Here is a 13,777-nt window from a genome sequence, read left to right as displayed (position 1 = left end):
TTCCGCATAGCGGCGAAATCTTAATTTTTGACAATCCAAGCGCAAACGCGCGCATGTCTTTCGCCGTGTGCCAGCACGCAGCATAGGTTCTGTTCGGGGACTTGGTAAGTCACTCTTCTCTCTGCACAGGTCAGACCCTACTCAGCCCAACATCAATGGGCACGACGGTCAGCCCCGAACCTACCCGGCAGCTGCCGGGTTTTTTTTCGCCACGGCAGGAACGGCCCGCGGCATTCTGAAATTTTCATTCCCGTTGCCAGATCCCAATGGCCATGCGATGTTCTGCTCGCCAACGCGGGTACAGCGGCACAAGCGAAATTCTCGAACCCCTTTCATTCCGAACAACAGGGTTGTGAAGACGAGGTGAGAATCCAACACCACTCCCTGCACGCGTCCCAGGCCCTGGATCTGTCCAGCCAGCCGGCTGGAAGCGTGCACGCCACGACCGGCTACGGCAGGGGCGCCCGCCTGCTGATTCCCGCCGGCTGGGTAAGCGTCACCTTGGTGTTGACCGGATTGTTGGAGATAGGCAGTGGTGATGCCCCCTGGCAACTTGCTGCCCATCACCTGCAGTTGTGGCTGGAAGGCGAACTGCGCCTGTCCAACCGCAGTCATGCCTGGTGGCTGTGCATCACCGCACCCGCTGCGCTGTGGGAACGATTGCCGCGCCCGCCAACGTCGAGCAACCATCTCATTCCACGCGAAATAAGCTGCGACAAGGAAGTGGCACGCGCGGTATTGCACCTGGCGCGAAAGCGCTGCTTCAGCAACAGCCGCGATACGTCCGCTGTCCAGGATGGCATGCTCGTGCTGCGCGACATGCTGCTGGAGCGCCAGCAATCACTGCATGGCCAACTCAACCGCTGCAGCGGTCGCACCGCACTGCGGCGACACCAGACCATGTTGCGCTTGTTACGCGTGCAACACCTGATCCGCTGCAATGTGGATGCACGTCTGGACCTCAATCGGCTGGCGGCGATCGCCAATTATTCCCCCCCGCATCTGATCCGCATCTATCGCGAAGTCTTTGACGAAACCCCGTTTGAATATGCAACCCGCCTGCGCCTGCAGCGGGCCTGGGACCTGGTCTGCACCACCGAACTCTCCATCTGCGAAATTGCGGACGCGCTGGGCTTCGAGACCGAAAGCGCCTTCTGCCGCGCTTTCAAGCAAACCTACGCCTGCACCGCCAGCCAGGCGCGTCGAAGCGGCGGCGCCAATCGCACCTGCATCGACATGAGTGTTGCCACGCCTGAACACGGCAATCAGGCCGAGCTCGCGACCTCGTAAACAATCTGGGGGACGTTGCTGGCAACTCTCCGCTGCGGTTCACCCCGTGCGACCAAGCCAGACCGTGTCGCCGCCCCCTTGCTGCCGTGCCCGCGGTGCCTGCGCATTGACACCTGCCGTGCCGTGCAGCGCCCAGTACCTCACCCGACCCGATCACGATGCCGCGCCAACGCGCGCTGTCGCCACAAGGTTCACCCTCGGTCCAAACAGATAGGGCATGGATCAAGGGTGGGCTGCAGCGGAATGCGCCATGCCGGAGGGAACGCCGCGTTCCCGGAAACCACCGATCCGCCAATCGTCTTCGTCCCGTACCCGCCAAAATGCCGTGGATGTCTGCCGCGCCCCCGCATCCGCCCGCATGTACCGGAGTCCGCAATGGCACAGCACAGCAGCGCACTTTTTCTCTGTACAGGTGAGGTGATCAGCATTGCGTTGCGTCTGAAGTGAGTAGGGCTTCACAAAAGCCCAGCCGACGACCGGAGACATCGCGGTTACACCACGCGTTGTCAGAGCAGACACCTCGCCGTCGTCGTCCGTTCACACAGACATGGGGGTAGCCGCAGTGGGAATCCGACATCATTCACTTCAGGGCGCGCGCTCGATCGAGCCCCCCCTGCTACGGCCTGACTGTATCCATGCCATCAGCGCATATGGCAAAGGCTGCCGCCTGTCGATTCCAGCCGGTTGGATAAGCGCTACGCTGGTACTCAGCGGCCGCCTGGAGCTGAGCAACGGCGACCTGCCCTGGCAACTGCCCGCACGCCAGTTGCAGCTGTGGATGGATGGCAACCTGCGCCATGGCAGCCGCGAGCAGAGCTGGTGGCTATGCGTCACCGCACCGGCTGCGCTCTGGCAGAAGCCGCCCAAATCCACCGCCGCCATCATCAACTGCCTCATCCCCCGTGAGCTGCGCTGTGACCCCGATCTGGCGCGCGCCATGCTGCGCCTGTACCGCTCCGGCAACCTGGAGCTGAACCCGGATTCGACCGACGCCGCCTACCGGTTGGGCTTGCTGCGCGATGCCCTGATCGAACGTCAGCAGCCCTTGCAGATCCAGCTTGAGCGCTGCAGCGGTCGCACACTGATGCGCCGTCATCAGACGCTGCTGCGCCTGTTGCGGGTGCAGCACCTGATCCGCTGCACCATCGAAACCCGTCTTGACCTGGTCAGCCTGGCAGCGGCCGCCAACTACTCACCTACCCACTTGATCCGCATCTACCGCGAGGTCTTTGGCGAGACCCCGAGCGAGCATGCCGCGCGCCTGCGCAACAAACGCGCGCTGGAGTTGGTGTGCAACACCGATCTGTCAGTGTGCGAAATCGCCGAATCCCTGGGTTTCGAAAGTGAAAGCGCATTCTGCCGCGCGTTCAAGCATGCCTTCGGCTGCACTACCACCGCCGCAAGGCGCGGCCAGCCAGTGCAGGACCGCGCCCTGGCCGCACCGATGCTGCTGCCGGCGGGCAACACCACGGCTGAATCCACAGTGCGCGAATGGGCGGTGGCCTCCTGACCACCACCGCAGACCTCAGTGCCCGCCGTCCAGCGCCTTCAGTTCACTGACAAGTGCACTCGCCGCCTCGGCACCATCGCCGTACAACATGCGGGTGTTGTCGGCATAGAACAGCGCATTCTCGATACCGGCAAAGCCGGTTCCCTTGCCGCGCTTGATGACGATGGTATTCCTTGAATTGACCACATCCAGGATCGGCATGCCGTAGATCGGGCTGCTTGGATCGGTTCTGGCCACCGGGTTGACCACGTCGTTCGCACCGATCACCAACGACACATCGGTGGTCGCGAACTCCGGATTGATATCGTCCATGTCGGCGATCAAGTCGTACGGCACGCCCGCCTCGGCCAGCAGCACGTTCATATGCCCGGGCATGCGCCCGGCCACCGGATGGATCGCGAACTTCACCTTGACCCCGCGTTCGATCAGGCGCTGCGCCAGTTCCCATATCTTGTGCTGGGCCTGCGCTACCGCCATGCCGTAACCGGGCACGATCACCACACGTTCGGCGAAAGCCATCATCGCGGCCACGTCGGAGGCTTCGATCGGCTTCTGCGTACCGCTGATCTCCGCCCCCTGCCCGCCGCCGCCGAAGTTGGAGAACAGCACGCCGCTGATCGGCCGGTTCATCGCCTTGGCCATCAAGCGGGTCAGCAGGATACCGGCCGCACCGACCATCATGCCGGCGATGATCAAGGCCTCGTTGCCGAGCACGTAACCTTCAAACGCCACTGCCAGGCCGGTGAAGGCGTTGTACAGCGAGATGACCACCGGCATGTCGGCGCCGCCGATCGGCAATGTCATCAGCACACCCAATGCCAACGCCACCACGAAGAAACCGATGATGGCCAAAGGCTGCAGGCTCACCGCCGCCCATACTCCCAGCACCACCATCGCCAACGCGACCAGCAGGTTGAAGGCTTGTTGCCCGGGGAAGGTGACACGCTTGTCCAGGCGTCCATCCAGCTTGGCCCAGGCAATGACCGAACCGGACAACGACACCGCGCCGATCGCCGAACCGATTACCGCCAACGCCAGCACCGTATTGGACGGCAACCGTGCCGCCAGGTCGGCGATGGCCTGCGCGCTCCAATGATTGGTATCGCGGTTGGCAAGATCGGAAAAACGCAGCAGTTCCACCGCGCCGATGGCCGCGGCCGAGCCACCGCCCATGCCGTTGTACAAGGCGACCATCTGCGGCATGTCGGTGATGGCCACTTTCTTGGCCGACACCCAGGCCAGGCCCGTGCCCAGCACCAGGGCCACGGCGATCAATGCGATGTTGTGCAGACCCGGCAGGAAGAATGTGGCAGCGGTGGCGATCAACATGCCGGCACCGGCCCATTGGATGCCGCTGCGCGCGGTCCTGGGCGAGGCCATGCGCTGCAGGCCCAGCAGGAACAGCGTGGCAGCGACCAGATAACTCGTATTGACCAGGATCGATATGCTCATGCACCGGCCTCCAGAGCCGTGTCTACAGGGCGAGGAGACTGCTTGTCGAGGCGATGGTGCTCGCGCATTTCAATGGCGGTTTTCAGCAACCCGATCATGCCCAAGCCGAACGCCACCATGCCCAGTGCCAGCTGCGACAATGCGGTGGTGGGGGCCAGGGCCGCGCCCAACAATCCGAGCAGGATCGGCAGCAGGGCCTGCGCACTGATCAGCCACAGCATCAGGCCTCCCTTGCGCGGGTCCTCCCAGACTTTCTTCGACATCCTGTTCTGGGTCTTGGCCGGATCCTGCAACGAGGACATGCCTACGCCCACGCCTGCATACAACAGTGCACTGTTATAGGCATCAAGCGCGCCCGCCATGCCATTGAACAGTGGCCGCGCCGCATAGGCGAACGCCACCAGCAAGGCCGGATACTGCAGGTAGCTGAGCCACTGGAAAACCTGCCGTGCATTGACCGCGGGGCGGCCGGCGATACCGATGGGGAGGCTCACTTGTCCTTCCCTTCCGGCTTCTTCGAGCTTTTGAACATGTCCAGCATGCGCTCGGTCACCACATAGCCACCGGCCGCGTTGCCCGCCCCGAGGGCCACGGCGATGAAGCCGATCACCTTCTCAAGCGTTGTGTCCGCATGGCCGAGTACCACCATTGCACCGATCAGCACGATGCCATGGATGAAATTGGAACCGGACATCAAGGGGGTGTGCAGGATCACCGGCACCCGCGAGATGATCACGTGGCCGGCAATCGCTGCCAGCATGAAGATGTACAACGCTACGAACCCGTCGCTCATTGTTTGCTCTCTCCGAGGCTGGAAGCGCCTGTCCGGCATCATAACCATGTGGCCGAAGCCGGCGCGACCGTTGCGTTGTCAACCGATTCGCCTCTCGCGCGTTATCCCTCCCAGACACACCCACGACCGGAACGTTACCCTGTGCTGGTGACCAGCCCCCCCCTGATGCCGCCTGCGGCTGTACCTGCCTCGCTGGACGCGTTCCTGGCGGGTATCGGCCCGCGCGCGTTCCGTTTCGCCGAGGCCGGCCTGCGCCAGCGCGACGATGCGCTGGACGCGGTCCAGGACGCCATGGAACGCATGCTGGGCTACCGCGAGCGGCCCGCGGAGGAATGGACGGCATTGTTCTGGAGCATCCTGCGCCGGCGCATCATCGACCTGCAGCGCCGCCGCAGCTTCCGCCTGAAGTTCTGGGCGCCCCAGGAAGACCACGACCAGGACAGCACCATCGACTGGGCCGACGAAGGCCCCGGCCCTGCACAGACACATGAACAGCAGCGCGCGTACACGCAGTTGGTACACGCCCTGCGGCAGCTGCCAGCCCGCCAGCGCGAAGCCTTCAGCCTGCGCGTGCTGCAGGAACTGGACGTGGCCACCACCGCCAAGGCGATGGGTTGCTCGGAAGGCTCGGTAAAAACCCACCTGTCGCGCGCGCGCGACGCATTGCAGAAACAACTGGAGGCCTCGCGGTGAACCGCCTGCCCACACATCCCGACGCATTCGACCATCAGGCCCGGCAGCTGCAGCAGCAGGCCGATGCCGCATTGTCCCCGGCCACCCTGGCGCGGCTGCGGCAGGCCCGCCAGCACGCCAGCATGACGAAAACGCCGTCGGTATGGCGCCGCCATCGCTGGTGGCTGGCGACCGCCTGCTCGGCGCTGCTGGCGGTGCCGGTAGCGATGCAGTTCAACCACAGCGCGCAGCCACCGGTTGCCCCTGTGGTCGCTGGCCAGAACACCGACACTGGCGATGACACCTTGCTGTTCGACGAAAGCCCTGAGCTGTACTTGTGGCTTGGTTCCGACAATCTGGCGATGGAATGATGATGAAGACCTTGCTGCCTTACCTGCTGTTGCTGGCCTGCGCCAGCGCTCCGGCCGCCGCCCAGCAACAGCTGCCCGAATGGGACCAGCTCACCCCAGCCCAGCGCGAGACGCTGATCGCACCGGTGCGTGATCGCTGGAACAGCTCCTCCCCCGAACGCCGCCAGCGCAGCTACGAGCATGCCCGCAGCTGGCAGCAGATGACCCCACAGCAGCGCGAGCAGGCCCGTCGCGGCATGCACCGTTTCGAGAACATGTCCCCGGACCAGCGCCGCGACGCGCAGGCACTGTTCGACAAGATGCGCGGCATGGACAAGGAGCAGCGCCAGCAACTGCGCGAACAGTGGAACAGGATGAGCGTGGAACAGCGCCGGCAATGGGTACAGGCCAATCCACCGGCACCGCGCCCACCGCGCTGACCTGATCTGGTAGTGCCGAGCCATGCTCGGCAGGGGCTTTCCAGCGAAACGCCGCCCTCACCCCAACCCCTCTCCCGCAAGCAGGAGAGGGGCTACAGCGGTACGGTAGTGCCGAGCCATGCTCGGCAGGGGCTTTCCCAGCGACGTATCAGCGTTTTAGGAGCGGCGTCAGCCGCGAAGCTGACTTCAATGAAATCAGAGAGCCACCCGCACCCGATGGATCCTCGGTATCGCGGCTTACGCAGTTCCCACAACAGGGTCTATCAGCGAAGCTCCAGGCGAGCATGGCTCGGCTCCACACCTGGCGCTGCTGCTCACACCGGCGGGATTTCACCGCCGGCTGGACGTTGCGGCCACACGGTCTTGGCCAGCAACTCATCGTTCCAGTCGAACGACAGCTTGCCTTCCTTCAGGAACAGCGCCACGAAGTTGTAGACGTTGCGCGCGAACATTTCGCTGGCGTGCACCGCACCCATGCTGGCCAGGTTGAGCGGACCAGCAACCGTCACGCCGCCGACCTCGATGGTTTGCCCCGGCTGCGTTGCCTCGCAGTTGCCGCCAGTCTCGGCAGCCAGATCGACGATCACACTGCCTGGGCGCATACCCGCCACCATCGCCGCGGTGACGATCTTCGGTGCCGGACGGCCGGGCACGGCAGCGGTGCAGATCACCACGTCCACCCCTTTCAGGTGTTCGGCCAAGCGTCGCTGTTGTTCAGCGCGCTCCGCGTCGGTCAGCTGCCGGGCATAGCCGCCCTCGCCGGCAGCGCTGACGCCCAGGTCCAGGAACTTGCCACCCAGCGACTCGATCTGCTCACGCGTCTCAGGACGTACATCGAAACCTTCAACCGCTGCGCCCAGGCGCTTGGCTGTGGCAACGGCCTGCAGGCCCGCAACACCGGCACCGACAATCAGTACCTTGGATGGGCGGATGGTGCCGGCGGCAGTGGTCAACATCGGGAAGAAACGCGGCGCAAGCTGCGCGGCGATCAGGGTTGCCTTGTAGCCAGCCATGCCGGCCTGCGAACTGAGCACATCCATCGCCTGTGCGCGCGTGGTACGTGGCAATCGTTCCAACGGAAACGTCTGCAACTGGCGGGCCTGCAACGCCGCCGCGCGCGCGGGATCGGCTTCGGGCTGCACCCCGCCAACCAGCACCGCTGCCGTCTTCAGGCGCGCAATGGTCGGCAAGGACGGGGCCTGTACGCATAACACCAGATCTGCAGCTTCCAGCGCGTCACCCAGCTGGGCCCCTGCATCCACATAGGCCTGGTCGGGGAACCCCGCAGCCGCGCCTGCGCCGGCCTGCAGGTGTACCTGCGCGCCGGCTGAAACAAGTTTCTTCACCGTTTCCGGCGTGGCGGCAACGCGTCGCTCGCCTTCGGCGGTTTCCTTCAACACCCAGACATCTACGGCCATTCCAGTCCTCGATGCGCAGCGGATCAACCGCCGGATCGTAGCAAAGCCGGTGCCCTGTGCGGCAGCCCCAGGGCTGCCAGGCCGCCAATCAGTTGGCTACGCCCTGCGGTTCCAGCCGATCGATCACGCCCTGCATGGCGGTGTCGAAGGCGCCGTCATCCACATGTGGACGCAAACGTTCCAGCCGCACCATCACCGCCAGTTCTTCCGGCGAGGCCACGCAGAAACGGATGCCGCGGCGGTTGACGAACAGCAGTCGCGAAGAAATCGGACTCACCCAGGACAACTTGCCGGCCTGCATCTTGCCGTCCTTGTCGATGAAATCCAGCCAGGTGCCGATTTCCATCCTGCGGAAACGTTCGGCGTCGCTGTCGTCGAAATCCTCGGCCTTGGTCGCATTGCCGAACTCGATGGCCGGGGTTTCCGGCGCCGGCGGCGTCGGCAAGGCCACCTGCGGCAGTTCCGGCAAGGCCCGCTCCAGTTCCGGCCGCAGTTCAGCGATGGACTGCAGGGTGTCGTGCAAGGCGTCGATCGCGGTGGTGCCACCGTCGCCATGCAGGCCAACACTGGCAAACACCTTGCGCAGCCCGGGCTGGCTGGATTGCAGCCATGGCTTGCCGACGATATGGCGGCGTGCTTCAGCCACTTCTTCCAGCACATCGTCGGCCAGCTTCAACGCTTCAGCCACACCTTCACCTTCCTCGCCTTCGCGCAGCAGGGTAAGGGTCAGATGGTGATTCCAGGGCTGGCGCAGGAAGTCTTCGATGGCCTTGGGCAGGCTGACGTCGGCAACCCGCTTGTCCAGCTCGGCGCTTGCGCGATTGCGGGCGACTTCCAGTTTCTCCTGGCCACGTTGGGTCTCGGCTGCGCGCCGCTCGGTGATCTCGATACGCCGCCGGTGCTGGGCCAGGAAGTCGCGGAACTCTTCTTCCAGGGTGAGGAAGATCGCCAGGTTCTCATTGAACTCGGCGGTCAGCCTTTCAATGATTTCCTCGACCTTGCCCATCAGCGCGCGCTCGGCCTGGCTTTCCCCGGCATTGCCCTCGCAGGCCTCGGCCAGCGAGTTGAGCAGCTTGCGCGCCGGATGGGTCTTCTGCACGAACATGCGCCGGTCGAGCATGGCGACTTTGACGAAGGGCACGACCAGACGCCCGATCAGCTCGCGCGAACGCCCTTCCAGGTCACGTTCGTCGAGCATCACGTCGAACAGCATGCCGACCAGGTCGATCGCATCTTCGTCCTGGGGGTCCAGATGCGCCTGTTGCGGGTCCACCCCGAGGCGCGTGGCACCGGACAGCACTTCACTCTTGAGCCGCTGCGCCAGCGATTCGCCATCCTCGCCCACCGCCGCGCGCAGGGTTGCGCTGGGCGTGGCCTGCAGCAGCGACAACACCGACATCATCTCGCGCTGGTTCAAGGAGCGCTGCTGGCCGGCGCCGGCATGCGCGGCATCGGCCGCAGACGCCGACGCCCCTTCGCGGGTCTGCCGACTCTGCGCCAGCAGCTCGTGCAGCGCCTCCAGCACCATGTTCTGCGAACTGCCATAGGCCTGTTCGGCCTCAAAACCCGCCGCTGCCTGCGCGGCAGCCTGGCCGGCCATGCTGCCGCGGCGCTGGTTCCAGCGCTCGGAAAAGCGCCGCGCCCACATCGGCGCATGGCCCGGGTCGAATCCTTCCTCTTCTTCCTGCGCAGCCTGCGACACCTGCTCGACCGGCGAGCGTTGCGGACCGGGCCGGCGCGGCGCGGCGATCTCGGGGGCGACACCGGCCTGGGCCAGGCGCTCGTCCACGGCTTCGTACAGCTTGCCGATGCCGGCGGCGAACTCGCGTTCGCACAACTTGAACAGCACCAGCCGCACTTCAGCGGCCAGGTCGCAGGTATAGAACGCCTCGTGCACGGCCACGCCGATGTGTTCCGGGCCGATCGGATTGGTGTCGGCATCCAGCGTCGACACCCCCGCCACCCAGGCCAGGCGGTGATCGATGCGCAGCAACACCTGCTTCCAGTCGCGCAGCAGCACGGTGGCAAAATTGCGTACGGCCAGGCGCGATTCAAGAATGTGTTCGGGGACCAGGCTCAAACCGCCGTCGCCCTGCCCGGCCAGCACGCTCTCTGCCGACTGTGGGCTGCCGGCTTCCAGCGCAGCCCAGGCCTGTTGCAGGTGGGCATCGAACCGACGGGAAATCTCATCACGCCGGCGGCGCAGCTCACGCATGCCGTCCAGAAACGCCAGCTGCGAGGGGCCCGCCGTCTCGGCACGATCGAACAAGGCATCGTCAAAGCCCGCCAGCACCTTGGCAAAGGCCTGCGACAGCACTGGCAGGGCGGCCTCACGGGCCACGCCAAGCAGGTTCTGGTTACGACCGGGCTGACCGGCGGGATGCGGATTGGACATCATGCGCAAAGGCTCCACACCCTTACAGGCGCTGGTCTTCTGATAAACAAATTGGGAAATGCAGACACGGCCCCCGAAACCGCACGCGCATGGTAGGCGGAGAAGATGAACAGGGTCAGTGATGCAGTCCGCACTTCCTACCTCATGAGCCCTTCCCCGCAATACCAGCCATGCTAAGCGTGTCAGCGATTATTAGCGACCCGTAGCTTGTTCAGGCCACACGACACAGCGCACAAAACCGCCGCTGGCTCCCGCTAAACGGCCGGTACATGGGCGACGTCTATAATCACTGGCCGCCTCAGCTCCCGTGAACCATGTCCGACAACTGCTTCCTGCAAGCGCTGGATCAGCGCCATTCGGTGCCCTCCCTGCAACTGGGCGAGCCGGCGCCGGACCCGGCCACCGTGCTGCGCATGCTGCAATCGGCCGTACGCGTCCCAGATCACGGCAAGATGGTGCCGTTCCGGTTCCTGCGCCTGCAGGGCGAAGCCCGCCATGCGCTGGGCGAGTTTCTGGCCCGGCGCAGCCGCCAGCGCGACCCCAATGCGGCCGAGGCCGCGGTGGAAAAGGACCGCCAGCGCTTCTCCCATGCACCGCTGATCATTACCGTGATCGCCCGCTTGCAGGACAACCCCAAGGTCCCCGCGCAGGAACAGCTGCTCACCGCCGGCTGCGTGTGCTTCGCCCTGCTGCAGGCCGCGCAGGGCTGCGGTTTCGGGGCGCAATGGCTGACCGCGTGGATGGCCAGCGATCCGGAAGTCGCCCGCCACCTGGGCCTGGCCGACAATGAGCAGATCGTTGGTTTCATCCATATCGGCACCCCCAGGATTGCCGTCCCCGACCGCGAACGCCCCGATCCGGCCATGCTGCTGCAGGACTGGCAGCCATGAATGCCGGCAGTGCCCCACTGCAGCCGCTCTACCTGATCGACGCCAGCCTGTACGTCTTCCGCGCCTGGCATTCGATTCCCGACGAATTCCAGGATGCGCAGGGCTGGCCGGTAAACGCAGTTCACGGTTTTGCCCGCTTCCTGCTCGACCTGCTTGAACGCGAGCGCCCACAACATATCGCCGTGGCCTTCGACGAAGCGCTGGACAGCTGTTTCCGCCACGCGCTGTATCCGGCCTACAAGGCCAACCGTGATCCGGCCCCGGAGGAACTGCGCCGCCAGTTCGCCCATTGCAAGGCGCTGTGCGCCGCCTTGGGCCTGGAAGTACTGGCCGACCGCGAATACGAGGCTGACGACCTGATCGGCAGCGCCCTGCATGCCAGCCGCGGCCGCCTGCGCGGGGTCATCGTCTCGGCCGACAAGGACCTGTCGCAGCTGCTGCTGGAACACGACGAACAATGGGACTACGCCCGCAACCAGCGCTGGGGCGCGGACGGGGTGAAGGCACGGCAAGGCGTGCACGCCCACCAGGTCGCCGACTACCTTGCGTTGAGCGGCGACGCGGTGGACAACATTCCTGGCGTATCCGGTATTGGGGCCAAGTCAGCGGCTGTGCTGCTGGCGCATTTCGGCAGCATGGACGCCCTGCTCGAGCGCATCGATGAAGTGCCGTTCCTGCGCCTGCGCGGCGCCGCCACCATGGCGGTACGGCTGCGCGAGCAGCGTGAGCAGGCCTTGCTGTTCCGCCAGCTGACCACGGTTGCCTTGAACGCACCGCTGCACAACGCCGCCGGCGGCTTCGTGCGTGCCAATGGCGACGGCGACATGCTCGGCGGGCTGTGCGAGGCGCTTCGGTTTGGCCCGATGACCCGGCGCCGACTGATGACTGCGGCCGGCCTGCAATCCCCTTCCACTCCAGCCAACGAGTTCGCATGAGCCATAACACTGCTGAACCCCGCGTCGTCTACGAAGGCAAATACCAGCGCATGCTGGTGCGCGGCACCTGGGAGTACAGCGAGCGCACCCATGCCGGCGGGCTGGCCGCGATCATCATCGCGGTCACCCCCGATGACGAGGTGCTGTTCGTCGAGCAGTTCCGCGTGCCGCTGCAAGCGCGCACCATCGAGATGCCGGCAGGGCTGGTTGGCGATATCGATGCCGGTGAATCCATCGAGGTGTCGGCCGTGCGCGAGCTGGAAGAAGAAACCGGCTGGACCGCCGACCATGCCGAAGTGCTGATGATCGGCCCCACCTCCTCCGGCGCCAGCAGCGAGAAGATCGCCTTCGTGCGCGCCACCGGCCTGCGCAAGGTCGGCGAGGGCGGCGGCGATGCCAGCGAGGACATCACCGTGCACAGCATCCCGCGTCAGCGCGCTGCAGCCTGGCTGGTGGAGAAAATGGGCGAAGGCTATGAGCTGGACGCAAAACTCTGGGCCGGCCTGTGGATGATCGAACACCATCTGGATGGGCGCCCGCGTGGCTGACTCCGGCTTGCAAGGCGTCACTGCGCTGCTCGGCGCCGATGATCCAGCGATTTACACCGTGCACAACCCGCACGGCGTGTCCCCGTTCCTGCTGCTGGCCGATCATGCCGGCCAGCGTGTGCCGCAGGCGCTGCAGGACCTGGGCTTGCCGCAGGCCGAACTGGACCGGCACATCGGCTGGGATATCGGCATCGCCGGCACCACCCGCGCCCTGGCCAAGCGCCTGGACGCCTGGGCCATCGAACAGACCTATTCGCGCCTGTTGATCGACTGCAACCGGCCGCTGGTGTCGCCGACGCTGATTCCTGAAGTCAGCGACGGCACCGTTGTTCCCGGCAATCGCGGCCTTGATCCACAGCAACGCCAGCAGCGCATTGATGCGATCCACGCGCCCTACCACGCACGCATCGACGCCGAGCTGGACCGTCGCCGCGATGCGGCTGTGCCGACACTGCTGGTGATGATGCACAGCTTCACCCCGGCGATGGCCGGCATGGAACGTCCATGGCATGCAGGCGTGCTGTATCACCAGGACACGCGCTTCGCGCATGCGCTGTTGCAGGCCTTGCGCGAGGAAGGCGACCTGGTGGTCGGCGACAACCAACCGTATTCGGTGAACAGCAACAGCGACTATGCGGTGCCGGTGCATGGCGAAGGCCGTGGTCTGGTGCATGTGGAACTGGAGATCCGCCAGGACCTGATCGCCGATGTGGCAGGGCAGCAGGCCTGGGCGGAGCGACTGGAGCGGATATTCCGCAGCTTGCAGCCTGAACTGCTCACCTGGAAGTAGCCTTGTAGGAGCGGCGTCAGCCGCGAAGCCGATGAACTGTCGGATGTAACACCGGCAAGTCCCCTGCCGAGCAAGGCTCGGCACTACGCGGGCATTGCGTTGTCCACACAGGCTGTGCCCTGACGGTTACACAAGCTGTGGATAAGGCCGCACAACCCTTGCACACCAGACCTTTGCAGGCACTGGTGATTTTTTGATCAAGCAGGTCGCATGTAGTGCCGAGCCATGCTCGGCAGGGGCTTTACTGATGAACCCATTTGCAGGAGCGGCGTCCGCCGCGAAGCTGGCAGATGA

General features: G+C 64.9%; 14 protein-coding genes. 9 read left to right on the top strand and 5 right to left on the bottom strand.

The window, feature by feature from the left end; genetic code table 11:
• The first annotated feature begins 432 nt into the window (after window positions 1-432).
• Window positions 433-1,290, top strand: a complete 858-nt coding sequence (locus AC1VXC_RS17260) for a helix-turn-helix domain-containing protein (RefSeq protein WP_313174191.1) — start codon at window positions 433-435, stop codon at window positions 1,288-1,290.
• 562 nt (window positions 1,291-1,852) lie between these two features.
• Complete coding sequence (locus AC1VXC_RS17255; protein WP_313494275.1) at window positions 1,853-2,800, top strand: helix-turn-helix domain-containing protein; 948 nt, start codon at window positions 1,853-1,855, stop codon at window positions 2,798-2,800.
• A 15-nt stretch (window positions 2,801-2,815) separates the two neighbouring features.
• On the opposite strand, the gene AC1VXC_RS17250 is transcribed toward AC1VXC_RS17255, so the two are convergent.
• From AC1VXC_RS17250 to AC1VXC_RS17240, 3 genes are read right to left on the bottom strand one after another with little or no spacing between them, the layout of a single operon-like run.
• Window positions 2,816-4,252: an NAD(P)(+) transhydrogenase (Re/Si-specific) subunit beta gene (locus AC1VXC_RS17250; RefSeq protein ID WP_313174187.1), complete on the bottom strand. Its 1,437-nt coding sequence runs from the start codon at window positions 4,250-4,252 to the stop codon at window positions 2,816-2,818.
• Complete coding sequence (locus AC1VXC_RS17245; protein WP_313494272.1) at window positions 4,249-4,746, bottom strand: hypothetical protein; 498 nt, start codon at window positions 4,744-4,746, stop codon at window positions 4,249-4,251. The genes AC1VXC_RS17250 and AC1VXC_RS17245 overlap by 4 nt, the downstream gene beginning before the upstream one ends.
• Complete coding sequence (locus tag AC1VXC_RS17240) at window positions 4,743-5,045, bottom strand: NAD(P) transhydrogenase subunit alpha part 2 (RefSeq protein WP_282267096.1); 303 nt, start codon at window positions 5,043-5,045, stop codon at window positions 4,743-4,745. The genes AC1VXC_RS17245 and AC1VXC_RS17240 overlap by 4 nt, the downstream gene beginning before the upstream one ends.
• Window positions 5,046-5,210: 165 nt before the next feature.
• On the opposite strand from AC1VXC_RS17240, the gene AC1VXC_RS17235 reads away from it, so the two are divergent.
• The 3 genes from AC1VXC_RS17235 to AC1VXC_RS17225 are packed head-to-tail and all read left to right on the top strand — an operon-like array spanning window position 5,211 to window position 6,507.
• A complete protein-coding gene (locus AC1VXC_RS17235) occupies window positions 5,211-5,738 on the top strand; it encodes an RNA polymerase sigma factor (protein WP_313494293.1) in 528 nt (175 codons plus the stop codon).
• Window positions 5,739-5,743: 5 nt separating this feature from the next.
• A complete protein-coding gene (locus AC1VXC_RS17230; protein ID WP_481539385.1) occupies window positions 5,744-6,088 on the top strand; it encodes a hypothetical protein in 345 nt (114 codons plus the stop codon).
• A 2-nt stretch (window positions 6,089-6,090) separates the two neighbouring features.
• Entirely contained in the window at window positions 6,091-6,507 is a 417-nt protein-coding gene (locus tag AC1VXC_RS17225) for a DUF3106 domain-containing protein (RefSeq protein ID WP_313174182.1), read from the top strand.
• 314 nt (window positions 6,508-6,821) lie between these two features.
• On the opposite strand, the gene AC1VXC_RS17220 is transcribed toward AC1VXC_RS17225, so the two are convergent.
• Both AC1VXC_RS17220 and AC1VXC_RS17215 read right to left on the bottom strand, forming a co-directional pair.
• Window positions 6,822-7,925 carry an NAD(P) transhydrogenase subunit alpha gene (locus AC1VXC_RS17220; RefSeq protein WP_313174180.1) on the bottom strand — a complete coding sequence of 368 codons (1,104 nt, stop codon included), beginning with the start codon at window positions 7,923-7,925 and terminating at the stop codon, window positions 6,822-6,824.
• A gap of 88 nt (window positions 7,926-8,013) precedes the next feature.
• Complete coding sequence (locus AC1VXC_RS17215) at window positions 8,014-10,323, bottom strand: DUF1631 domain-containing protein (RefSeq protein WP_313174179.1); 2,310 nt, start codon at window positions 10,321-10,323, stop codon at window positions 8,014-8,016.
• Window positions 10,324-10,634: 311 nt separating this feature from the next.
• Between AC1VXC_RS17215 and AC1VXC_RS17210 the strand changes: the two genes are divergently transcribed.
• From AC1VXC_RS17210 to AC1VXC_RS17195, 4 genes are read left to right on the top strand one after another with little or no spacing between them, the layout of a single operon-like run.
• Window positions 10,635-11,210 (top strand): nitroreductase family protein, encoded by a 576-nt coding sequence (locus AC1VXC_RS17210; RefSeq protein ID WP_313174177.1) that lies wholly within the window; start codon window positions 10,635-10,637, stop codon window positions 11,208-11,210.
• Complete coding sequence (locus AC1VXC_RS17205) at window positions 11,207-12,145, top strand: 5'-3' exonuclease (RefSeq protein WP_481528411.1); 939 nt, start codon at window positions 11,207-11,209, stop codon at window positions 12,143-12,145. The genes AC1VXC_RS17210 and AC1VXC_RS17205 overlap by 4 nt, the downstream gene beginning before the upstream one ends.
• A complete protein-coding gene (locus AC1VXC_RS17200) occupies window positions 12,142-12,693 on the top strand; it encodes an NUDIX hydrolase (protein WP_313174174.1) in 552 nt (183 codons plus the stop codon). Before AC1VXC_RS17205 ends, AC1VXC_RS17200 begins: the two co-directional genes overlap by 4 nt.
• Complete coding sequence (locus tag AC1VXC_RS17195; protein ID WP_481539971.1) at window positions 12,674-13,483, top strand: N-formylglutamate amidohydrolase; 810 nt, start codon at window positions 12,674-12,676, stop codon at window positions 13,481-13,483. Before AC1VXC_RS17200 ends, AC1VXC_RS17195 begins: the two co-directional genes overlap by 20 nt.
• Window positions 13,484-13,777: the final 294 nt, after the last annotated feature.

The sequence above is a fragment of the Stenotrophomonas sp. STEN033 genome, from assembly GCF_056856655.1.
This window is presented reverse-complemented; position numbering and strand designations above follow the sequence as displayed.